The following is a 23,057-nucleotide window of genomic DNA, read 5'->3' as shown; positions in this document are numbered from 1 at the left end:
GTGTCTTGCGCCCCGGTGGCGTTGGCCCAAAATAAAAATGCACACAGGCATAAGGTATATGAGGACCCGCCTGTGTGCATTTTTTTTACTCGAAATAGGATCATCCAAGTTTCATATCGTGAATAATATTGCTGACTTTGGTATCCAGCAACTGCTCCACTCTTTCCACGTCTGCCACGCTATCCAGCGGCTCGTGTACGCTGAAGTAGAATTTGATCTTCGGCTCCGTGCCGGAGGGGCGCGCAGAAATGCGGCTGCCGTCTTCCAGCAGGAATTGCAATACGTTGGATTTAGGCAGGTCTATCGGCGTTTTTTCGCCGGTAGCCAGCGTGGTCACGTGCTGCAACTGGTAGTCAAAGATCTTCACCACCGGGGAGCCGTTGATGGCGGCAGGCGGCTGCTGGCGGTATGCCGTCATCATGGCCGCAATTTCTTCCGCTCCCTTCATGCCCTTTTTGGTGATGGAAATGAGGGACTCTTTATAAAAACCGTACTGGAGGTACACGTCAATCAGTTGCTCAAACAGTGACTTGCCCTGGTTTTTGGCGTAGGCCGCCATTTCGCAGATCATGGCCACGGAGGCAATGGCGTCTTTGTCCCGCACGTTATCGCCGATCATGTAACCATAAGATTCTTCCCCTCCGCAAATGAAGTTCTCTTCCCCTTCCTTGCGGCGGATGAGGTCGGCTATCCATTTGAAGCCTGTAAGGGTGTTGTAGCAACGGATGTTGTTGCTGGCGGCAAACACGTCTATCAGGTCTGAGGTTACCACGGTTTTGCAGATGTAGTCGTTCGGCCGGGCAAGGCCTTTACGTTTGCGCGCTTCAATAATGTAATTGAAGAGCAGCACGGCCGTCTGGTTCCCGTTCAGGAGTATCCATTTGCCGGTATGGTCTTTCACGGCAATGCCTACACGGTCCGCATCAGGGTCTGTACCCAGCAGAATGTCCGCATCCAGGGCGGCGGCCTTCTTGAGGCCTATGCTCATGGCTTCTGCCTCTTCCGGGTTGGGATATACTACCGTGGGGAAGTTCCCGTCGGGTTTGGCTTGTTCTTCCACAACATGTACGTTGGTGAAGCCGAAGCGTTTCAGTATTTCCGGTACCAGGGTGATGCCGGTGCCGTGAATGGGGGTGTACACGATCTTGAGGTCATGCTGCGCCGCCACTATTTCAGGATGTACGCTGAGGCCCTTGAGCATTTGCAGGTAGGCCTCGTCCATATCTTTACCGATGAGGGTGATGTTCTGTTCCCAGCCCGTCCATTTCACTTCGCCAATGCCGGCGATCTTCTCCACTTCCTGTATCACGTTCTTGTCGTGCGGGGGCACCAGCTGCGCGCCATCGTTCCAGTATGCCTTGTACCCGTTGTATTCACGGGGGTTGTGAGAGGCGGTGACCACTACGCCCGCCTGGCACTGCAGGTGGCGGATGGCGAAGGAAAGCTCCGGCGTGGGGCGCAGGCTTTCAAACAAAAACACCTTGATGCCGTTGGCGGCCATTACGTTGGCCGTTACTTCGGCAAAGAAGCGGCTGTTGTTCCGGCTGTCATGCGCAATGGCCATCTTGATCTCTCCTGTAAAGGATTTTTTGAGGTAGTTGGCAAAGCCTTGCGTGGCTATTCCCACGGTGTACTTGTTCATCCGGTTGGTGCCGGGGCCCATGACGCCCCGCAGGCCGCCGGTGCCAAATTCGAGGCTGCGGTAAAATGCGTCGGTTAACTCTTCCGGGTTTTCCTGCTGGAGTTTCCGTACGGCTGCCACGGTTTCTGCGTCAAAGCCGCCATCCAGCCATTGTTCTACTTTACTGAGAATATTTGCGTCCATAGATTAATATACTGTTTACAGGGCACTAATGTATAATCGGGAGTGTAAATTAATGAGAAAACCAATATCATGCCGGATTCATTCAGAATGATTTTGTTATATATTCCGTTGCCTGGGCCTGCGTTTTTACCGCAAAGTTGCTGTAGCGCCCGTGTACGTCAATGATTTCTACCAGCGCATCCTGCACCAGGGCCTGGTTTTCCCAGGTCTTGAGGGCGGCCACCACGGTTTCCAGGCAGCCCTTTTTATAGGCTATCTGCCCCAGCACGTGCACCAGGGTGTTGCGCACGCGGGCCGTCTTGTCGTGCTGCAGGCTTTCCAGCAGGGGCAGAATGTCTTGCGGGTGCGTTCTTCCCCTCAGCTCAATACCGTGGCATATTTCCCGCCGTATCTCCTTATCCGGGTGCCGGAGGTAGCCCTTTGCCCAGGCCAGTACGGGCACGGGGTTCTTTTCGCCCATCTTTTTCACGGAGCCGATCACTGCGTTGCGCACTATATGGTGTTCATCCAGCAGGCCTTTATCCATAACGGCGCTGACCACCTCAAAATTGCCGCGGCCGATCTCGCCGGCGGCGTTTACGGCCGTCTGCCTCACTTTCGGGTCCGCTGCTTCCAGGAGCCGAGCAATGGCCTCCAGCGCCTGTTGCGGACGATCGGCGTACAGGCGGCCCAGGGCCTGATAGGCGCTTTTGCGGATGTAGGTATCCTCATCGGCCGCATAGGCCTCTAAAGGGGCCAGGCGGCCTGACCGCAGGGCTTTGCCGATGGTATCTTCCATCTGTTGCACAAGTGCCGCGCGGGCTTCTTTTGACAGGTCGTAAAATGCCATGTAACAACTTTGAAAATCGCTTGTAATAGTTAATTTTGCGCCCATGAGGCGGTACGAAGATAACTATAAGCAAAAAGGATTACGCAAACAATTGGTAGACAACATCAGGCAGAAAGGCATTACGGATGAAAATGTACTGGCGGCCATCAACAACATTCCCCGGCATTACTTCCTGGACACGGCTTTTGAAGGGATCGCATATGAAGACAGGGCGTTTCCAATAGGGGAAGGGCAGACCATATCGCAGCCGTATACGGTAGCATATCAAACCCAGTTGTTGGAAGTCAAACCCTTTGAGAAAATCCTTGAGATCGGCACCGGCAGCGCTTACCAGGCATGTGTACTGGGAGAGCTGAAGGCGAATGTGTATACTATTGAAAGGCAGAAAAAACTGTTTGACCTTGTAAAACAGTTCCCCTTCAAGGCAAAGTACCCCACTTTGCGGTTTTTTTATGGGGACGGGTATGAAGGCCTGCCCACTTTTGCGCCGTTTGACAAGATACTGGTAACGGCCGCCGCTCCCCAGCTGCCGGAGAAGCTGCTGCAGCAGCTGAAAATTGGCGGGAAGATGGTGATACCCGTAGGCGGGCAAGACGTGCAGCGCATGTTGCGGATCACCAAAACAGGAGAAGACGAGTTTGAACGGGAGGTGTTTGATGATTTTTCTTTTGTGCCGATGCTGACGGGGAAGAAGGGGTGAGGAGAAGATATTTTGAAAGGGCTGGCCGGTTATCGGCCAGCCCTTTTTTTATCTCCTGGTGATGCTTTTCCGTTCCCACAGGTTGAACAGGGGAATATCGAAGAAGATGCCGCCGTAGAGGCGGAAGGTGTTGAACTGCCTGTCAACCGCCGTTTCGCCTGTTACAGCTTCCACCCGCCTGAGCTGCGGGGTGAACACGAACCCCGTGTTAATTACCAGCGGCGTACCGGGAATGCCCCACCCGGCGTGAATACCGGGGCTTACCAGTTGGTCCCATTTAAATTCCTGCGGCCGTACGGATTCTGTATTGGTAAACCGGTAGCTGACCACGGCGCCGATATCTACCACGCTTAGCGTGAAGCTGAAGGTATGCCCGGAGGGTGTATACCAGCCAGACCGTTTGTTTTTGAGATTGCCGTTTTTGGAGATAGTTCGTTCTGCTGCTTTCTTCCCGATGGTGCGGCTCCAGGAGATGCCGATGGGGGCGCTCAGGCCCCACACGCCGCCGCCCTTCACATTGGTAGCATCCCTGTTGAACGTTTTTACAGGAAATTCGCCGCCGGCGTAAGCGCCAACAAATGCATTGAGGTCAAGGGAGTACCACACGTTCCTCTTACGTTTGTAAGAACCGGGAGGCATGGCGTATGACTCTATGACGCGGGCCAGCTGTTTGCTGTCCCCGGCCAGGGACACATCGTTCAGAAAGCTGGCAATGCGCAGTGCGGACTGGCGGACATCGTAATATTCCTGCTTGTGCTGGAGCAACAGGTTGCCGGAAAAGGTTGTAACAACTTCTGCCGCCTTGGCAGCGTTGTGCAAGACCGCCGCACAAATGTAATCTTCAAGTGCTTTGGCATTGGCAAAGACGGTGTCTTTGACCATGTAGAGCGCGGGAATGTTGCCTACCTTTACGCTGCTGTCTGTTTCAAAGTGAAGCCCCACTGTATCTATCCTCCCGTGAATGAGGGACATAAGATTACTGAGGCCGCCATCAGACAACGTTGTTTTATAAATGGACACCACTTTTTGATACGCCCCGGCAAGACTTTTGGGCAGGTCATCTTTCTTCCCTGTAACAGTTTCTGCCAGCAATCTCATATTGGCAGGCCCGTCTGCGGCAGATTCCATGATGGCGTCCAGCACGTTGAAGGTAGCGCCTATAGCGCCGCTGTAGTTCTTTTTTTCCAGCAGCTCATATATTTCCTGGGCTTGCGCAAGGTATTGCAGCGATTTGCGGTAAGTAGATATGCCCGGCCCTGTAAGCGTGCTGTCTGGCAATGCGTTCCTCATCAGCTCTTCAAAAAATTTCCATACCGAGTAATGCGAAAACGTAAAATTGCTGATATCAGGTTTGTTGTTGAGCGCACTGATGGCTTTATCCAGTTCCTTCCGTGCAAGCTGTATCTGGTTGATCGTGAATTGCAACTTGCCGATCCATGTTTTGAGTTGCTGTACCTGCCCGGCCGCCAGGTTCTTTTCTGCCGTTTTCCAGCCAGTAAGGCCTGCCACGCATTTGTGGTAACGGAGGTCTATCAGTTCAAGCATCACCATAAAGGTGTTGTTGTCCATCCGGTCAAAGTCTTCAAAGGCCAGGCTCCTGTGCCCGGTACCCGTTTTTACCAGCAATTCGTACTGCAAACCGTACAGCAGGCTGACAATGTGCTGGCTCATAGCAGGTTTGCCCGGTGAGCTGGACAACATGTCCATGTACAGGTACCGCACAATATCGTTGTAGCTGTATTGCTGCTGCAACAGCCTGGCAATGGTAACGCCGGTACGGAGGTCGTTGAGAATGTTCTGCCCGCTTTCCGGAACATATGCTTGCAGCCATTTGCTTTCAAAAGCATGTTGCGGAAAGGAAATAAAGTCTTTTGACAGCGCGTAACGCCAGGCGGAGCCCATGTTGGGGGTTTCATAAATTGCGCCACTTTCCAGCAATTTTACCGTTTCTGGAAACCCTTCCCTGATCAACTCATTGGCATCGGCGCTTCTGCGGAGCGTTTCAAAAAACCACAACACGGTTTCCTGCTTTACTCTTTTGGCAAGGTAAATGGCCAGCGCCTCTATCATATCCGCCTGTGACGGCATTTTGAAAGACAGCGGGGTGAGGCCGGCCTGTTCGCTGTTGATGACGTACTGCTCGTAGGTAACGGAACCTTTGCTTATTTCTTTTAGTTCGTTTTGCAGTTTCTCCGTATCACTCGCGGAAAATGAAACGCCTGTAAACACGGGGCTGAAGTTTGCCGCTTTGAACGCATCGTATTCGGGCTTTTCCAGTAGTTTCCAAACCGCTATCCTGGCGTTCTTTAACTTCTCGGCCTGGCCGGCCGCTGCTTTCTCAAGCCTTTCATATTCCTGCAGGTCGGCGCTGAGTTTCGGGATGAGAGAATCCCGGGACCTGGCCAGGGAGCTGCTGTCTTTCTCCGCGGCGTCAATGATAGATCTGTACCCATCTATCCGTGTTGGGTCTGTAATGGATGCCAGGTCTTTCCGGTTGGACCGCAACACATTTTCCTTGTCAACCAGTGTGTCTTTGGTATGCAGCAGGTGCCGCTCCGTGGTATCTATCTCCCTTTTTTTGTTATTCATTTTCAGGCTATCCGCCGCGGCGGCCCTGCCCGCATCCCAGGCCTTTTTCAATGCATCCAGCAGCGGGGCCTTATGGCTGGGGGCCTCCTGGTAACGTTCGTTAAATATTGTTTCTGTCCAGGAAAAAATACCGTCCGGGTTAACGATGTTGTTCAGGAGCGCGTTCACCTTCATGGCCAATATGCCATATTCCGAACGTTTTATTTTGTCAGGAAGCTCCCGGGGCTCTTTTACGCCCGCGTACCAGGCCAGCGCCGCCAATGTGTTGATGATACTGTCTTTGCCTGTGGGGCCGTAATGGGTGGTGAGGCTGAGGGCAATGTTATAGGCATTTTTAAACTCAGGTACCGGTTGCTGGCTGGGTTTGCCGGTAGTATCTGTGCCCGGCGAGCGGGCGTTTATCAACAGCGGCATCAGCAGCAGCATAACAATGCCGGCCATGGGGTTGCGTTGCATACAGGGAATTTTAGTTGATAAAGGTGATAGGGACTTCAAAAAAAGTATGATTAAAACAAACAGTGCTTAAACGGTATCAGGGGTCACGCTCTGCATTTCGGGGCAAAAGTAAACCACATGGATGAATTGGGGAATACCCACATGTGGGTATTTAGAAAGAGAAAGGCCAACCAGAGTAATCCGGTCGGCCTTTGCGCTATATAACTGATAACTAAAACTTGTATTAGAACCCTCCGCCGGTGTCCATCTGCATGTTGTCCCCGCCGCTGCGGTTGTTCCTGCGTTTGAACAGCTGGGCGTCAAACTTGCCGAAACGGTAGCTGAGGTTGAGGCGCAGTATCCTTGATTCGCGTTTGCGCACCATGTCTTGCAGGAAGTAGGGAGACTCCTGGTCCATGCCGAACTCGCGGGTGTTGAACACGTCGCTGAGAGACAGGGTGGCGGTGAGGGCCTTGCTTTTCAGGAAGTCTTTCCGCAGCGCCAGGTCTACGGAGCTGAGGCCTTTGATGGTGCCCTGCGCGGAAGTAGGTATCATCATAAAACCGCCGCCACGGCCGCCGCCGCTGCCTGCGGGCAGGGTAATGGCCGGCGCCTGGTAGTTGGCCGTTACCTGGAAGGTGAAGTTGGCCGGCAGCTTGGTCTCTGAATTGATCTTGGCCATCCAGCTGAAGCCGCGGTTGGTATAATTCTCTTTCTCATTGCGCACCTGCAGCTCCGTTTGGTAAAGATTCACGTTGGTGGTGATGTCCCAGCCCCTGATGATCTGGTTCTTCATGGTCAGTTCCGCTCCGTAGGAGAAGTTCTTGTTGGCGTTCACAAAGGTGGTGAGCAGCGTGTCCGTACCGGCGTGAATGGGCTCGTTAAGGGTGCTGATGAGGTTGTTGGTATTGCGGTAGTACAATGAACCGAGGAAGTTATGGTTCTTCCAGGTTTTCATGTAAGAAAACTCCAGGCTGTTGGTATACTCCGGTTTCAGGTTGGGATTGCCCTGCCGGTGGTTCAGCGGGTCTGAAAAGTCCCGGTAAGGGATCAGCTGGAAGAAGTTGGGACGGTTTACCCGGCGGGAATAGTTCAACTGCACTTCCTGCTCCTTTTCCAGCTTGTAGGACAGGTATACGCTCGGGAAGAAACCGGGTACCGCCTTGGTGGGCTTGAATTTCATGCCTTCGCTGGGTATTTCGCCGGCGTATACGTACTGTTCAGCCCGCAGGCCTACCTGGTAACCGAAGTTCTTGATGGCGTTGGAGTAGTTGACATACGCGGCATAGATCTGCTCGTTGTATTTGTAGTCGTTGGAAAGGCTGTCTATTTTCTGCTTGCCGTTGTTATTGCCGTCAAATACATCGTATATGCTGGTGTAATTGCGTAGGGTACCTTTCACGCCTGCTTCAAACTTGCCGGTTTTGCCTACGGGGTCTACATAATCCGCCTGGAAGGTGTAGAAATCTGTATTGCCCTTGCTGTAGTTGGACTGCACAAAACGGTCGCCCACGGGGTTGCCGGCAAGGTCTTCTCCCTGCGTGCTGAACCCGCCGTTGCGGTTGTTGTTGCTTTTGTTCATGGACACGTCTGCCGTCAGTTCCTTGTTGGCTTCGGCAAACAGGTGTTTGAAGCCCAGCGTGGTGGTGTAGTTGTTAAACCCGAATTTGTTGTCTGAATACCGGGTGTTGCGCCGGGTCATGTCTTTGTGCTCGTCCAGGTAAATGCTTCCCAGCGTTTCCCTGTTCTTGAAGGTACCGCCTACAATGTTCTGCGTTAGTGAAATGGTGTTGCGGTTGTCCAGGTAATAGTCCAGACCGATGCGGCCAAACTGGAACAGGCCGCCGCTGCGGCTGTCGCTGTTCTGGTTGATGTAGTTCAGCTCGGAAGCGCCGGGCACGGCAAAGTTGGTACGTTCTGTTGTGCCTTTGCCCCAGTTGCGGTTGGAATTGTAGTTGTAGTTGGCGGAAAAGTTCACCTTGCCCTGGCGTACGTTGATGTTGCCGCCGGCGTTGTATTTGTCTCCCGTACCAATGCCGCCCATCAGCATACCGTTAAAGCCGGCTTTTTTGTTCTTTTTGAGCACAATGTTCAGGATGCCGCTCATGCCTTCCGCATCGTATTTGGCGGAGGGGTTGGTGATCAGCTCCACGCTCTCAATGGCGTCTGCCGGTATCTGGTCAAGGCTCAGGGTGCTGGGCTTGCCGTCAACAAAAATGGTGGGAGAGGAGTTCCTTACCTGCACGTTACCGTCTATGTCCACGTTCACGGAAGGAACGCTTTTCAGTACGTCTGTTGCCGTACCGCCCACGCTGGTGAGGTTACGGTCTACGTTGAACACTTTTTTATCAATGTTCATCTGGAAGGCGCTGCGCTGCCCGGTCACTTCCACTTCCGCCAGGGCTTTGGCGTTAGCTTCCATGCGGATGTTGCCGAGGTCTTGCGAAACGGACTGCGGCGCAACGGTTACTTTTTTATAGATGGTATTATAGCCCATGAAATTGATACGGAGGAGGAAGGGGCCGAAAGGCAGGTTTTCCAGGTTGAAATCCCCGTTGGGCTTGCTCAGCATGCCCGTTACCACGCTGGAGTCTTTTTGCCGCAGCAGCGCTACGGAGGCATACTCCACGCCTTTTTTGGTTTGAGCGTCTACCAGTTTACCGTATATCTGACCGATCTGTGGCATATTGGCTCCTCCCGGGCGTTGCTGGCCTGCGCCTGCGGGCCTTCCTTGCGGCGCCTGCGCAGCAGCATGCAACTGCAAGGCCATCAGTCCCAGGAATAATGCGTTCACTTTTTTCATCTTCTTGACTTTGAAACTTTAACTCAGGATTTAGACGTTGTTTTTAATAAAGACCTTTACAGGTAAAGGTAATTTGCAGCACAAAAGTAGGGGCTGGACAAAATGCCCGGAAAAAATAGTGATAAAGGGATTGTTTCCCGAGACGAAAGCGGGTAAAACCGGGGTAGAAGGCATTAACACTTTTTAACAGATCAGGCCAGTGCCAGCAGCATTTGCAGCAGGCCTATGATAAAGCCCAGGGCGGCGCCCGCCCAGCCTATTTTTGACAGTCCGCCTCCCAGCTGGCGGCGCAGGGCCTGCTCCACTTCTTCGGAAGAAAGGGCGGCTACTTTGGCGGAAACAATGGCGCGGAGGTCCAGCTCGTTCCTCACATTATCAAGGTACTGGCTGATGAGTTTCGGGAATAGCAGGTCCAGCTCGTTGGCCAGGGTGGTCTTGATCTGGAGAATGGTGCTGTCTCCGATGAACATGGAGATCATGGGCATGGTCTCCGGCAGCTTTTTGCGCAGGAAATGCTCCAGGTGTTCTTCCACATAAGGTTTGATGGCGCTGATCTTTTCAGGGTCTGTCAGTTTGCCGCGGATGTTCTCGAAAGAGAAGAACTGCGTGGCCACCATGTTGCCTAGTTGCTCCCCCAGTTGTTGCCGGCGGGCAGGGAAAATGCCCTGCAGGGTGAAAAGCCCCAGGTTCACCGGCTGAACCGGGCGGAACAACAGCCAGAAGGCGGCCCTGATCACCAGCCAGCCTGTAAAAGCGCCTAATATGGGAATGAGGTAGAGCATGGGTAATTGCGGATTTTTGGATTGGGCCGGTGCGCCGGAGCCGGGTTTCAAACCGCCGTTCCAAATCCAGGTAAAAACGTTCCAAATCCAGGTAAAAAGAGAAATGGCCTCTCTTTGAAAGGCCATTTCATTGTCCGGGTGACCAAGGGGTCTCGAACCCCCGACCCTCAGAACCACAATCTGATGCTCTAACCAACTGAGCTATGGTCACCATGTGTGTTTTGCGGAGTGCAAAGGTAATGGAAAACCATTGCATTTTCCAAACGCGCGCATAAATATTTTTGAATTATAGCCGAATTTTTTGTGCAGGGTAACTGCCTGATGGTAAGCACCCTAACATATGAAAGATGGAAATCTATCAGAAAGCCCGGTTATGCACATGATTTCCACAAAAAATGCCTTATCTTTGCCATTCGCAAATACCCAATCAACTTACTAGCCCAGCATGCGAAGTGCTGGGCTTTTTATTTTTATAAACCAAGAAAAATTTATATATAAGTCTGACATACAAGTAATTATGCATATGGATCAACTGAAACTGAAATTACAGCAGTATTATCAACAGTACCAGAAGCTGGAGAAACAACCGTCCGGAAAGGCGGTAGAGAAGGAGGAGGATTCCGTGCAGGAACTGGAGAACGATATCCTGACCCAATTCGGCTTACCGGTATCCAAACGGTTCGTACAGATCCTGCACGATTTTGTGAATCACAGCGTGGTGAATGAGCAGTTGCTGGATTACGTAAGCAAGAAATTACGGATGGCCGCGAGAAAGTATTTATTGTCACCGGTTATGAGCGATATCGAATTGCTGACACAGGCCCGCGATCAAAAGCGGAGCCCTTACGATGTACTGCCGGAGCTGGGTTACCCTGCGCATGAATATGCCATCTTCCTGGTAGGGGAGCTGATGTACCGCAGGAACATGGCGCCGCAAGACATCCTGGACGAGCTGAAGAACGTGCAAAAGCACAAAAGCTGGGGCGATCTGTCCGTACTCAGCAAAGTGCATAACTATTCCAGCCACGAGCTGTACGCCAAACTGAAAAAACAGCAGGTACGTTTTGTGGACGATTTTATCCAGCAGCTGCGCCGGCAGGAAGTGGCCAAGCCGCAGAACAAACGGCTCACGCCGGCCGAAGAAGGTTACAAACCCAACTACAAGACCATTTCCAAGATACAGGTGGAAGACATTGTGTTTGACGACAATACCACCCTGTTCGGCAGGGTCAGGAACGGCAGGAGCTATTCCCGCATCACCATTGGCCTGGAATTTTCCGAGTTGAACCAGTTGCTGATGAACGGCGGGGAACTGGGCGTGGAGATCAGCAACGCCATCAAAAAACGCCTCGCCAACCGCACCGCGGAAAAGCCGCTGGTCATAGATATCAAGGCGGAATTTGGGGAAGCGCTCAAGCTGGACAACTGCTACCTGGAGGTATATAAACCCCAGCACAGGGAAGGAGATAAGTGGCTGGAAGATAAAGACGCTTTTTATTTTGTAGACAAGATCCTCTCCAAGAAAGAATTTGAGAAAAGAGCGAAGGAAGAGGAAGTGAAGGTAAAAATACAGGAATGCCTCGAACTGATAGGCGGCTCCTATGTGTATTACCAGCGTTTGAGAAGGCTGGGCATTACCGAAGAAGAAGCCAAGCTGCGGGCAGGCCTGCAGGATGAACTGCTGTTCAAACTGAGCTTTTACCTGAGCAAGTTGAAAGAGTAATTTTTATAGCATTGCAATGGAGGGGCTGCATCAATTCTTTTGGTGCAGCCTTTTTCTATTGGTCCCTTCCCGGTAATTCTCCTGTTTTCGATTGATTTTCATTGTATTGTGGCAGCGTTTGCCATGTCTATACGGAAGGGCATGCCGGTTTGCCCAGTAAACCTTTATCAGGATTTTATCACTAAAGGCGTAACCTATTTTAGGACAAGGCAAAGGTAGGCTGGTACTGGGTTTCGAATAGGATATCTTACCCATATCATACCCATGTCCCAAGGATATCCCATCCATATCCCATCTCTATATAGAGGTAACTTATCCATGCCTTATCCAGGGCTTAACAGTAAGCGTACCATAGTACACCTTATCTGCCTGCGGGAAGCATGCGTCGCCAATTCACGTGACGGCGGCGGCCTGTGGGACTTTGCAGAGGTAACGCTGAAAGATAATCCTGATGACCTGGGATACTACCTGAAAGGTTTCGGTCAGGATATTGAAGGGGAGGTGTACCTCACGGTAGCAAGCGTGGCAGGGCCGTCAGGCACTACGGGCAAGGTATTCAAGCTGGTGCAGGAGAGAGGGCATGGGCATAATGGAGGTGGAAGGGATTATTAGGGAGGGATAAAAAACACGAGGGAGCATGTATCCCATCCTCCCTCGTGCAAGTATGTACTAAAGTTATAAAAAACGTCAGAACGTTTTCACCATCCTGCCAACACGGCCATACTGGTCCATGGCTTCCACCACTACGCGGTAGTTCTTCGTAAAGTCATTGTTATAGAAAGTGAAGCGCGTGGTCTGGTTAGTGGTGTCCAGCCGCAGGCTGGCGTTCCAGTAGAGCGTAAGGCGCTTGTCTGGCAGGGCGTGTACGGCTTTTTTGACGGCGTAGTCAGGGCTGTAAAACTCCTTGATGATCTTGTAGCCGCCTTTCTTCACGAGGTCCATGCCTTTGGCGTTCGGATCGCCTTTGTAATCCCCGCCGCGGCGGGTCCAGATGGCAATGGCGCCGTTACCGCCACCCATACCGCCCATAAACGGCGGGCGGAACACTTTGATGAGCGCTACGTCTGCCATGGGAATAGAGGCTACCATGCTCACGTCTACCGGCATCTGGTCCAGGTACACGCCGGGAGCGCCGCCGCGCCAGCTGAGGCTGGGATTGCTCAGGTCCCCGCCAATTTGCAGGCCGGGCACGCGTGACTGGAGGTACTGGAATACGTTGAACGAGGTGGGCGGCTCTTCGGTGAGGTCAAAAGTATAACCGTCCCCGCCGCTGAACATACCGCTGGCATACCGTTTTTCCGTGGTTTCGGCCACGGTGGGTTTGCGGGCGTTGATGTTCACTTCTTTCAGCATAATGGGGCGGTTGTTGATCATTTTATTGACGCCTATGCCTTCATTCACGGTGGCCAGGTAGTTTTTCAGCACCTGGTTGTTCATGGGCGGGGGCGGTAACAGGGGAACGGGCGTTTTAACCGTGGTGTAAATGTCAAAAAAGTGGCGGTCAAACTTCACGTCTACGTCTTTCCATTTTTTGTTGGCCATATTCCCCTGGAAGTATATGTTGGCCGTATCGCTGAACAGCAGGTTGCTGAGAGAAAACCGGCCCTGGCCATCTACCGGGGCGGAGGCAAAGGCGGAAGAACTGTCTATGGGTATGCGGATCAGGAAGCTCACGTTGCCGTCCGTTACCAGCTGGCCGCCGGCGGTGCGGGCCGTGCCCGTAATGTTAATGCCCTGCTCGTAAGGATAGGTGAGCTTCGGGAACTTATCCTGGAGTATCTCCTGCCAGGAAAAACGCCGCCAGCCATTGGTGAGCATCACCAGGTCAAGCGCGGCCAGGGTGCTGGTGCTGTCATTCTCGAAATACCAGTACGGGTTGTGTACATAGCCGTGAATGTCTGAGGTGAGCAGGGTATTGGAAATGATGTTGTTGGCATACGGGTCTTGCGCCACCTGGTCCGCATCCGTTACGGATACGCTGATGCGGCCTCCCTTCATGCTGTCAGGCACTTGCAGTACCAGTTCCGTCCGGCCGCGCGGTTCTTTGTTCAGCTCGTTGGGGTCCAGCATAAAGTCAAGCAGATCGTTTTTCTGTTTCAGGTATACGATGCGCTCGCTCAAGGGGCGGCCCTGCATGTCAAACAGGGTGAGCTGCAAAATGCCGGAAGGTAGTTCCGCGGCGGGAATGAGGCCGCTCACCTGGCCTTCCTCCACGTTGAGGTTGGCGCGGTATACTACCTGGTTCTGCATTTGCGCTATCAGCAGCATTTTGTTCATGCTGGTGTCCAGCCCGTTGAAGCCCGCCAGGTAAAATACCCGTGCGCCCCGGTTGTATACTTTGAGCACTGCGCCTTTTTGTTTGGCTGCCGGCAACTCGAACGTTTTCTGCTGGCCGGTGGCGGACTGTATCACGGCCTTGTACGTTTCACCCGGTTCGGGTTTCAGCTCAAAGCTGCCCATGCCATCGTGTACCGTTTCAATGAGCCCTACCTGTTTATCTTTACTGTCCCGCACGGCGCCTGCCACTTTCATGGGGTAGCCGTTCTGGTCAATGGCCTTGAAGGCTACCAGGCTGCTGACGTTATGGATCAGGTCTCCTCCTTCCGGGAAGAACTGTACCGAAAAATCTTTGGCTGCCGGCGTTTCACCTGTTTTGCCGGTTTTCGGGTCCATGATCTGGATGTTCTTATAGAAGAGGAAAGCGCTGTCAAAGTTGAGCATCCAGGCCGTGTAGGCGCGTACCTGGTAGAGGCCGGGCTTCATGTTTTCCGGAAGGGTAAATTCGCCCGCGGCGCCGCCTTCGTTGGCTACCACCAGTTGTTTCTGTACAATGGCGCCCTTGGCATCGCGCAGCTCCGCGTAGAGGTTGCGTGCGCCCACGGCGGGTTGCTCGTTGAGGGTGATGTAAGCGGAATACCACATGGTTTCTCCGGCGGAGTAATAATCCCTGTCAAAATGCAGGTAAACTTTCTCTTGCGGGTAGTTGTTGGTGAATTTTTCCAGTGCTTTCAAAATGCGTTCCGTCCAGTCATCGGGTCTCGTAAAACCCAATGCACTTACAATGCCGGTGGCAAACAGGCCTGCTATCAACAGAGCACGGAACTTCCTCAGGGATGTACGTTGCATGGATTGCTGTTGGTTTATAATCTTCCAAGATAGTGAATTACGAATAATTAGTAGATAAAGTTGACCATATTTTAACATTTCGTATTTACCACATATTTGCGAAATTCGCCGCCATGGATTCATGGCATCAGGGAACGAACAGGCTGGTGGTGATCGGCGGCGGGGCCGCCGGCTTCTTTTGCGCGGTAAATGCCGCCCGCCTGCACCCGGGGCTGGAAGTGGTGCTGCTGGAGAAAACCGGCAAGCTGCTTTCCAAGGTTAAAGTGTCTGGCGGCGGGCGCTGCAATGTGACCCATGCGCTGGACAGTATTCCTGAAATGATAAAACGGTACCCCCGTGGCGGCCGTTTCCTCAAAAAGTCTTTTACCCGTTTTTTTACGGCAGATACCGTACGCTGGTATGCCGAAAGAGGGGTGCGCCTGAAAACGGAGGAAGATGGCCGGATGTTCCCGGATACGGACAGCTCGCAGACCATTATTGACTGCCTGCTGCGGGAGGCGGACCATTACGGGGTGCAGGTGCTGACCCATTCGGATGTGGAAAAAGTGGAATACCATATGCCGCAAACGGGGCATGGTCAAACGGAGAGGTCGGAACAAGATAGGCCCCCGACCGCAGCTTCCAACGGCCACTGGCTGGTGCATATGGCAGGTGGCCGCAGCCTGCGGGCGCGTTATGTATGCATTGCGGCCGGCGGCTACGCACAGGCGGGCAAATACAGCTGGCTGCAGGCGCTCGGGCATCATATTGAGGAGCCGGCGCCATCGCTCTTTACTTTCAACATGCCGCAAAACCCTGTTACGGCCCTCATGGGCGTAACGGTACCCAGAGCACAGTTAAAGATAGCCGGCAGCAAGCTGCAGGAAACGGGTCCGCTGCTCATTACGCACTGGGGTATGAGCGGCCCGGCCGTATTGCGGCTGTCTGCCTGGGGCGCCCGTTACCTGCAGGAACAGCAGTATACGTTCACGCTGCTGGTGAACTGGCTGCCGGACCATCACGAAAATTCCCTGCGGGAAGCCTGGGCGGCGCTGCGGCTGGAGATGGGAGGCCAGATGGTCCACACCCGCAATCCCTTCGGGTTGCCGCAGCGGCTCTGGCAGTTTTTGCTGCAACAGTCAGGCATACACGAAAATGCGAGATGGGCGGAGTTGCCGGCCCGCGAACAGAATAAATTGATCAGGCTGCTCACGGCCATGGAGTTTCCGGTAAAGGGGAAAACCACTTTCAAGGAAGAATTTGTGACCTGCGGCGGCGTGCAACTGGCCGAAATAGACCCGCTTACCATGTGCAGCAGGGCGGCGCCCAACCTGTATTTTGCGGGAGAGGTGATGGATGTGGACGGTATTACGGGCGGCTTCAACTTCCAGCACGCGTGGACGAGCGGGTGGATCGCGGCGCAGCTTGGCAGAGGCGGTTAAGCAGCTCCTGCAGGTTGCGCCAGCCGTACGTGCCATGAAAGGCGCCATTTTTGTCAAACAGCTTTTCCGCGCCCAGCGTTTCATAAAACCGGCAAGAGGCGTTGCCGGGGTCGGCAAACAGCAGTATGTTATGGATGTTCCGCTGTAAAAAATGCTGCACTACTTTTTCCAGTAACCTGCTGCCCAGCCCCAGGCGCTGGTATTCGCGCAGCAGGTAGATCTTGCTTAGTTCACCATTAAAATCAGGCTGCGCCGCTGCTTTGAAAGGCGTGCCTTTGGCAAAGCCAACCAGTTGCCCGGCACTGTTCTCCACTACAAAGCAGCACCAGCTGCCGTCTGTTACCTTGAACTGTTCTTTCCATTGGTATTCCCGCAATTGGGCCGTGGGCGGATGCACTACCCGCGGATAGGTGTTGCTCCAGGTTTTTGCATGCAAGGCGCCCAGGGCGGGAATGTCTGTAGCCCTGGCTTCCCTGATGGTGATGGTATCAAGGCTTTCTCCCCGCCGCTGCATCCTTTTGATGTTGGCGCGCCGGGAGGGCGGGCGGAGGGTGCGCAAAACGCGCAGGGCGGTACGCAGCCATGCTTTCATACTACCGGTTTGAGGTATGCCCAATTTACAAAAAAAGTGATCAGAACAACGTGATACCAGCCTGCCAGCCGAGCCAGCCGGTAAAGCCATCGCCATTGGCGAATGACGGGTAGCCTTTTCCCGGCGCGGGCTGCTCAATGCTGTATTCCCCGATGGAAAGCGCCGGCCCGGCCTGTATGGCCAGCCAGGGGGTGAGGCGGTAGTTCAGCAGCGGCAGCAGCCGGCCTACGGTAGCGTGTATTTCCCAGGCATTGCCAAATACCGTTTGCTGCACCAGTTCTGTGGTAAGCAGGAGGTTTTTGTATAACGTAAATTCCCGGCCTATGCCAAAACCCAGGCTGTGCTGGTGTCCGTCCTTGCCCGCCACAAGCATGGAATAGAACTGCCGGCGGCCGGTTTTGACAGCTATCTGCACAGGCAGCAGGTCACTGGAGGAAAGGGTTACTTTATAATAGCCGTTCTTACGCACAATGTTCACCAGCCCGATGCTGGTGCCTGTGGATGAATCTGCCACATTGATGAGCCCGAACTGGAGGCCCCCGAGGTGGCGGGCGTAGTTGAACAGGCCGAGTTGCATGCCGCGGCTGCTGCCGTTAATGCGGTTGGCCGCACCGGCGAGTTGAAGGCCGCCAAGGTCGCCGCCGGAAGAGTTATAGATACCGGCAATTTGCAGGCCGCTCACCTGGCCTTTGGTGTGGTTGAGCCCGCCGGTGACCTGGATGCCGGTCAGCTGCCCTTCGTTGAAGTTGCTGAGGCCGGATACCTGCGCGCCGGCCGCCTGGCCGCGGATGGTGTTCAGCCCGCCGGCAGCCTGCATGCCGCTGAAATCTCCGTAACTCACATTGGCAAGGCCGGCAACCTGCGCGCCTTGTGAGTTGCCGCCGGACTTGTTGATGCCGCCCGCCGCCTGGGCGCCTGTAAGGCTGCTGTCAACAATATTGGCTATGCCGGCGGCCTGGGCGCCCCTGGCAGATTTCATGATCCTGTTCATACCGCCGGTAGCCTGCGCGCCTTTCATGTGGCCGCCTACCATGTTGAACAGGCCTGCTACCTGGGCGTATTGCACGTCTTTTTTGTTGATATTGAAGCCGCCGGCTACTTCCACGCCGTCCAGGCCGGCGGCATAGCCGCCCACAATATTCAATGAAAACTTGTTCACCACCTGCCCGGCCATTTTACCATGAGAGCCCAGCGAGGGCACCAGGGAAGATTGTATGGGCTTTTCAGCAAAAAAACGGGAGATGTTCTGGGTTTGCCTTCTCAGGGTGCTGGACAGCAGGCGCTTGCCCAGCCAGGTTTTTTCCACGCCATCGGTAACGGTGAACTCCCGCAGCTGTACCGGCGGCGCGGGTGCAATGGAAACGGATATTTCCCGGTCAAAGCCGGGCATCACGTAAAGGGCGGTATCCAGGTAAAATTCCTTGCTGACCGTTAGTTGTACGGAAGGGAGCCGCCCGCGGTCTCTCAGCCGCAGGTGAAACCGCCCTTCACCGTCTGTAAAGGTGGAGGTAAGGTTGCTGTGCTCGTAAATACTGGCATTTTGTATGGCCACGCCGCTCCGCCTGTCCCGCACCGTGCCGCTGATCACATAATGCCGCTCCCGCTGCGCTTCTGCCCGCTGGAGAATGATATTGTCACCGCTTTCCACATACTGCATGCGGCCCTGGAAGAGCTGGTCCAGCACCTGTTTAAGGGGTTTGTTCAACATGGTGAGCGTAACCAGGCTGTCTCTGCGGAAGGGGCTGCCGATGTAGGAAATGGCCCCCTGGCTTTGCCGGCTGAGCATGGACAGCACGGTGTCTACCGGCTGGCGCACTACTTTGACAGACACGGTTTTGCTGAGCGGCTGCTGGGCGTACAGGCCGGGGGCGGAGCAGATACTCGTGAAAAGGGCCAGGAGTATAAAACAGGTACGTGGCAAAGTGTTACAGGGTTTGTGCATGGCGAACGCCGGGCCTGCGTTTGCAGTTCCCGGCGGCCAAAATTAGCGTAAATAGCGCAAAAGGATAAGGGGCTTTCTGTACAGGCGGTTAGAAGATGCCTGCTTTAATGCCCAGGTGGAAGGAGGGGAAACTCAGCTTTCCGTCTGTAATGGGCACATTGCCGGCGCCCAGCACCTGCCGGTAAGTGCCGCCCGCAATCACGCGGATGTAGGGGGTAATATTCATCTCCGCATTCACGAACGGCTCCGCAACAAATACGGCGTTGGAGGTGTATACACGATCCCGGTCCTTATCGTGGCGGTAGCTGCGCTCCCGCTCGGAGATGCCGCCCCCGCCTACCAGCATGCCGGCAGACCAGTGGAACAGTTTGTCTGTATTATGCACATATTCAAATACCCCGCCCGTGTACCAGAAGCCTAGCTCCCGGTTGTCTGTATTGTTCAGCCTGATGCGGTTGGCGAGGGAGTAGCCGCCGGCGCCCAGCAGTATTTTCTTGTTGAGGAACACCCCGCCGTAGCCGCCGGTGATCACGGCCAGTTTGCCGTCTATGGCGGTCAGCTTGCCCTGGAGCGCGCCGTAGGCGGCCAGCTTGCCGGGGCCGCTGCGGTGGCCGGAGAGGGTCTCAATTTGCTGTGCCTGTGCAAGGCCGGCTATGCTACATACCGTTACAAGCAGTAATAATCGTTTCATGATATGCTGTTTTTGTGGTTTCTGCTATTATGACCGGCTAAGGGGCTGCCGCCCCTATACAGGGTTAAAATTTTTTAACATTTCTGAACAGACTGAACAACAGCAGGAATAATGAACAAAAATGACAAGCGGTAGCATGCTGGTTTTGGAGTAAATTCAAAGGCACCAAAAAATATATTCTATGGACCACAAACAATTTGGCTGCGAAGAACTGGACGCAGCCGCGTTGACAGACATCCAGGGCGGTGGCTATGTGAACAACATCCTCACCCTCGTCAAAGCCGCCTATACCCTTACAAAAGGGTTTGCGTTGAATGTTCCGCTGGCGGGGCCATTGGCAGTTTCCCTGTTGACCTCCTTTGTAGACCCGGTAATTGACGCCGCGTAGTGCTCTGATGTACTGAGGGTGGCCAATTGCTGTTAACGGTAAGTGGCCTCCCTCACTATTGATGCCTGTTCATTTGAATGTGGAAATGTTCCTTTCTGCCCGGCACGTTTCCTGGGCACACCCGGCCGTTGCAACCCCACCCGTGCGCCGCTCAGAGATAGGTCACCCCGGCCGGAAAGTCCTTGTCCAGCGCCGTCAGTAACGCATTAAAGTCGTTTTCGCTCCGTAAAAAGTCCATTTGGGTAGTGTCTACCATAAGGGTGCGCACAGCGTGCTGGCGGAGGTATTGCATGTACATGTCATGCACTTTCAGCAGGTAGGCATCCGGTATTTGCTGTTCATAGCTGCGGTTCCGTTTTTTGATGTTCTTTTGCAGCAGGCTCACCGGGGCATTGAGGAAGATCAGCAGTTCCGGCTGGGCCAGTTGTGGATTGATGATGTCGAACAGTTTCTGGAAAAGGGAAAACTCGTCTTCCTGCAGGTTCATTTTAGCAAACAACAGGCTTTTGATGAACAAGTAATCGCTGACGGTGTAACTGGCAAAGAGGTCTTGCGCCATCAGCTCTTCCTTTAACTGCTTGTACCGTTCGGCCATAAAAAACAGCTCCAGGGGAAAGGCGTATTGGTCCGGCTGTTCATAGAATTTGGGAAGAAAGGGGTTGTCGGCAAACTCTTCGAGGATGAGCCGGGCCTGCAGGTGCTCCGCCAGTTTCAGGGCCAGGGTGGTTTTTCCCGCGCCAATATTGCCTTCTATGGTAATAAAGCGGTAATACATGTTCAGGGGGTGGCGGCAGCCAGTTTATGGGCGGGCAGCGTATCTGTACAGGCCTCCAGCAACTGGCTGACGGTGAGCTGCAGAATGGGATGCACCCAGTCCGGAACGATCTCCTGCAACGGGGCCAGCACAAAACGGCGGTTCTGCATTTGCGGATGGGGGATTTTCAACTGGGGCAGGGTGATCACTTCGCTGTTAAAAAAGATCATATCAATGTCAATGACCCGGGCACCCCATTTCAGGCGGCGTATCCGGCCTATCTCTTTTTCCGTCTGCAGCAGGGTATCCAGCAACTGTTCCGGCCCCAGGGGCGTTTCCAGCACCAGGGCCTGGTTAAGGTAGTCAGGCTGCTGCACCCCGCCCCAGGGGGCGGTTTCATAAAGGGCTGATTTGCGGGTAATATGCCCGGCCCTGGCGGCAATAAGCTCCGCTGCTTTTTGCAGGTTCCGGGGCCTGTCCCCGATATTGCCACCTATAAGTAATATTGCAGTATTCATGTATTTTGACGGCCCAAAAGTAGCCATATTCCGTATTTTTGAAAAAAATAATGAAGATTTCGCATTTTGGGGCCGGTATCTTTACCCGATCCAGAATCTAAACTAACAAAACGAACATGCGTAGTTTCCTAAAGTTTTTCCTCGCTTCCTTTGTAGCCCTTATCGTTTTTTCCATTGTCGCTTTTTTGTTTATGCTGATGATCATTGCCAGGGTAGCTGCCTCCGGCGATAAGGTGACCGTTGGGCCTAATGCCGTGCTGGTGATAGACCTCAGCGAATCGTTCAACGAACAGCGGAAAGTGGAAAACGCGGTGGTGGCCTACCTGTCTGACAAATCTGCCGAAAAGCCCGGCCTGTTCGACGTGGTGCGCCTGATCAACAAAGCAGCGAAAGACGATAAAGTGAAAGGCATTTACCTCAAGGCGGAAAGCAACGGCAACGGCTACGCCGCCAGCGAAGAGCTGCGCCGTGCCATCTCGGAGTTCAGGCAAAGCAAAAAGTTTGTGGTGGCCTATGCCGAGCAGATGTCGCAAAACGCTTATTACCTCGCTTCCGCAGCGGATAAAGTATACCTGCATCCCAAAGGTATGATAGATTTCAGCGGGTTTTCCATTACCATGATGTACCTGAAAGGCACCCTGGAAAAGCTGGAAATACAACCGCAGATCTTCTACAACGGTAAATTCAAAAGCGCCACGGAACCGCTGCGCGAAACGAAAATGACCGAAGCCAACCGCATACAGACCACTGCCTTCCTCGGCGAACTGTACGGAGAGTTCCTGCAGAAGATCTCCGCCTCCCGCAAGATAGATACCGCTACGCTGCACGGCTATGCCAACCAGGGCCTCATACAGGAGCCGGCAGACGCGGAAAAATATAAACTGGTGGATGCGCTGAAGTATAACGACCACGTGATGGACGATATCAAGCGCCAGCTGAACCTGAAAGGGGACGAAAAGGTGAACTTTGTATCCCTGAACAGCTATGACAAGGCCAACAACCTCTACGAGATGAACGGCAACATTGCGCTCATCTACGCGGAAGGAGACATCACCGGCGGTCATAATGAAGAGCCAACCGGCATTGCCAGTGAAGATTACATCAAGATCATCCGGGAAGTGCGGCAGGATAAAGACATCAAGGCCATTGTGTTCCGGGTGAACTCTCCCGGCGGCAGCGCCCTGGCGTCTGAAGGCATCTGGCGGGAGCTGAGCCTGGCGCGTAAAAGCAAACCCGTAATTGTGAGCATGGGAGATTATGCGGCGTCTGGGGGGTATTACATTTCCTGCATGGCGGATTCCATTTTCGCGGAGCCCAACACGCTCACCGGCTCTATTGGCGTATTTGCCGTGCTGCCCAATATGCAGGGCTTTTTCAATAACAAGCTGGGCATCACCTTTGACGGCGTGAAAACAGCGGAATACGCAGACCTCGGCAGCGCCAGCCGCCCGCTCACAGAGAAAGAAAAACAGATCATCCAGCGCTCAGTAGATACTATTTACGCTACTTTCAAACACCGCGTTACCGATGGCCGCAAACTGGATGCCTCCGTGGTGGACAGCATTGCGCAAGGCCGGGTGTGGACGGGCATACAGGCCCATAAAATGGGCCTGGTAGACCGCCTGGGCGGTATCAAGGACGCCATTGCCTGCGCTGCCCGTATGGCCAACCTGCCTGAGCACAAACTGGCTACCTATCCCAAGGTAAAAGACCCCTATGCCCGCATCATGAAGAGCCTGGGCAGCGAAATGCGCAGCCGCATGATACAGGAAGAGCTTGGCGAGCAGTACAGCCTGTACAAGACCATCAGGGAGTTGAAGCAGATGACAGGAGGGATACAGGCCAAGCTGCCGTACAACATGGTGATCGAATAATGATCAGCGTTTTTTCTAGAGGCGGCCGGCCAAAAAGCAACATGCTTTTTTGCCCGCCCCGCGGT

Annotated in this window: 17 protein-coding genes and 1 tRNA gene; 6 read left to right on the top strand and 12 right to left on the bottom strand. The window is 53.7% G+C overall.

The window, feature by feature from the left end:
• Positions 1–100: 100 nt before the first annotated feature.
• Entirely contained in the window at positions 101–1,825 is a 1,725-nt protein-coding gene (locus tag D3A97_RS17810) for a phospho-sugar mutase (protein ID WP_119079874.1), read from the bottom strand.
• A gap of 82 nt (positions 1,826–1,907) precedes the next feature.
• Positions 1,908–2,654 (bottom strand): HEAT repeat domain-containing protein, encoded by a 747-nt coding sequence (locus D3A97_RS17805; protein ID WP_119079873.1) that lies wholly within the window; start codon positions 2,652–2,654, stop codon positions 1,908–1,910.
• A gap of 43 nt (positions 2,655–2,697) precedes the next feature.
• On the opposite strand from D3A97_RS17805, the gene D3A97_RS17800 reads away from it, so the two are divergent.
• Positions 2,698–3,354 (top strand): protein-L-isoaspartate(D-aspartate) O-methyltransferase, encoded by a 657-nt coding sequence (locus D3A97_RS17800; protein ID WP_119079872.1) that lies wholly within the window; start codon positions 2,698–2,700, stop codon positions 3,352–3,354.
• A 48-nt stretch (positions 3,355–3,402) separates the two neighbouring features.
• Here D3A97_RS17800 and D3A97_RS17795 read toward each other — a convergent pair whose 3' ends face one another.
• The 4 genes from D3A97_RS17795 to D3A97_RS17780 all read right to left on the bottom strand — a co-directional run bounded on the left by D3A97_RS17795 (position 3,403) and on the right by D3A97_RS17780 (position 10,174).
• A complete protein-coding gene (locus D3A97_RS17795; protein WP_119079871.1) occupies positions 3,403–6,399 on the bottom strand; it encodes a hypothetical protein in 2,997 nt (998 codons plus the stop codon).
• Between the two features lie 223 nt (positions 6,400–6,622).
• Entirely contained in the window at positions 6,623–9,181 is a 2,559-nt protein-coding gene (locus D3A97_RS17790; RefSeq protein WP_119079870.1) for a TonB-dependent receptor, read from the bottom strand.
• 191 nt (positions 9,182–9,372) lie between these two features.
• Positions 9,373–9,963, bottom strand: coding sequence for a DUF445 domain-containing protein (locus D3A97_RS17785; RefSeq protein ID WP_157986611.1), 591 nt, complete (start codon positions 9,961–9,963; stop codon positions 9,373–9,375).
• Positions 9,964–10,100: 137 nt separating this feature from the next.
• Positions 10,101–10,174: transfer RNA gene (locus D3A97_RS17780), tRNA-His, on the bottom strand.
• A gap of 312 nt (positions 10,175–10,486) precedes the next feature.
• On the opposite strand from D3A97_RS17780, the gene D3A97_RS17775 reads away from it, so the two are divergent.
• Both D3A97_RS17775 and D3A97_RS17770 read left to right on the top strand, forming a co-directional pair.
• Complete coding sequence (locus tag D3A97_RS17775; protein ID WP_157986610.1) at positions 10,487–11,686, top strand: hypothetical protein; 1,200 nt, start codon at positions 10,487–10,489, stop codon at positions 11,684–11,686.
• A gap of 318 nt (positions 11,687–12,004) precedes the next feature.
• The gene (locus D3A97_RS17770) at positions 12,005–12,298 is read left to right on the top strand and encodes a hypothetical protein (protein WP_119079867.1); all 294 of its coding nucleotides are present in this window, start codon (positions 12,005–12,007) and stop codon (positions 12,296–12,298) included.
• Between the two features lie 75 nt (positions 12,299–12,373).
• Here D3A97_RS17770 and D3A97_RS17765 read toward each other — a convergent pair whose 3' ends face one another.
• Positions 12,374–14,812 (bottom strand): MG2 domain-containing protein, encoded by a 2,439-nt coding sequence (locus D3A97_RS17765; protein WP_119079866.1) that lies wholly within the window; start codon positions 14,810–14,812, stop codon positions 12,374–12,376.
• 113 nt (positions 14,813–14,925) lie between these two features.
• On the opposite strand from D3A97_RS17765, the gene D3A97_RS17760 reads away from it, so the two are divergent.
• Entirely contained in the window at positions 14,926–16,233 is a 1,308-nt protein-coding gene (locus D3A97_RS17760; protein WP_119079865.1) for a BaiN/RdsA family NAD(P)/FAD-dependent oxidoreductase, read from the top strand.
• On the opposite strand, the gene D3A97_RS17755 is transcribed toward D3A97_RS17760, so the two are convergent.
• The 3 genes from D3A97_RS17755 to D3A97_RS17745 all read right to left on the bottom strand — a co-directional run bounded on the left by D3A97_RS17755 (position 16,172) and on the right by D3A97_RS17745 (position 19,458).
• A complete protein-coding gene (locus tag D3A97_RS17755; protein ID WP_157986609.1) occupies positions 16,172–16,825 on the bottom strand; it encodes a GNAT family N-acetyltransferase in 654 nt (217 codons plus the stop codon). The genes D3A97_RS17760 and D3A97_RS17755 overlap by 62 nt on opposite strands.
• 40 nt (positions 16,826–16,865) lie before the next feature.
• Entirely contained in the window at positions 16,866–18,746 is a 1,881-nt protein-coding gene (locus D3A97_RS17750; protein WP_119079863.1) for an LA_2272 family surface repeat-containing protein, read from the bottom strand.
• Positions 18,747–18,855: 109 nt separating this feature from the next.
• Positions 18,856–19,458, bottom strand: coding sequence for a hypothetical protein (locus D3A97_RS17745; RefSeq protein WP_119079862.1), 603 nt, complete (start codon positions 19,456–19,458; stop codon positions 18,856–18,858).
• A 181-nt stretch (positions 19,459–19,639) separates the two neighbouring features.
• On the opposite strand from D3A97_RS17745, the gene D3A97_RS17740 reads away from it, so the two are divergent.
• Entirely contained in the window at positions 19,640–19,846 is a 207-nt protein-coding gene (locus tag D3A97_RS17740; RefSeq protein ID WP_119079861.1) for a hypothetical protein, read from the top strand.
• 151 nt (positions 19,847–19,997) lie between these two features.
• Here the strand turns inward: D3A97_RS17740 and D3A97_RS17735 are convergent, their stop codons facing one another.
• Both D3A97_RS17735 and folK read right to left on the bottom strand, forming a co-directional pair.
• Complete coding sequence (locus tag D3A97_RS17735; RefSeq protein ID WP_119079860.1) at positions 19,998–20,621, bottom strand: deoxynucleoside kinase; 624 nt, start codon at positions 20,619–20,621, stop codon at positions 19,998–20,000.
• 2 nt (positions 20,622–20,623) lie between these two features.
• A complete protein-coding gene (gene folK, locus D3A97_RS17730) occupies positions 20,624–21,118 on the bottom strand; it encodes a 2-amino-4-hydroxy-6-hydroxymethyldihydropteridine diphosphokinase (RefSeq protein WP_119079859.1) in 495 nt (164 codons plus the stop codon).
• Between the two features lie 116 nt (positions 21,119–21,234).
• Here folK and sppA point away from each other — a divergent pair, with 116 nt between their 5' ends.
• On the top strand, positions 21,235–22,992 hold the full coding sequence (gene sppA, locus D3A97_RS17725) for a signal peptide peptidase SppA (protein WP_119079858.1): 1,758 nt from the start codon (positions 21,235–21,237) through the stop codon (positions 22,990–22,992).
• Positions 22,993–23,057: the final 65 nt, after the last annotated feature.

The sequence above is a fragment of the Chitinophaga alhagiae genome, from assembly GCF_003568665.1.
Classification (GTDB): Bacteria; Bacteroidota; Bacteroidia; order Chitinophagales; family Chitinophagaceae; genus Chitinophaga; species Chitinophaga alhagiae.
Note: the sequence above shows the minus strand (reverse complement) of the source record. Positions and strands in the feature narration are given on the sequence as shown.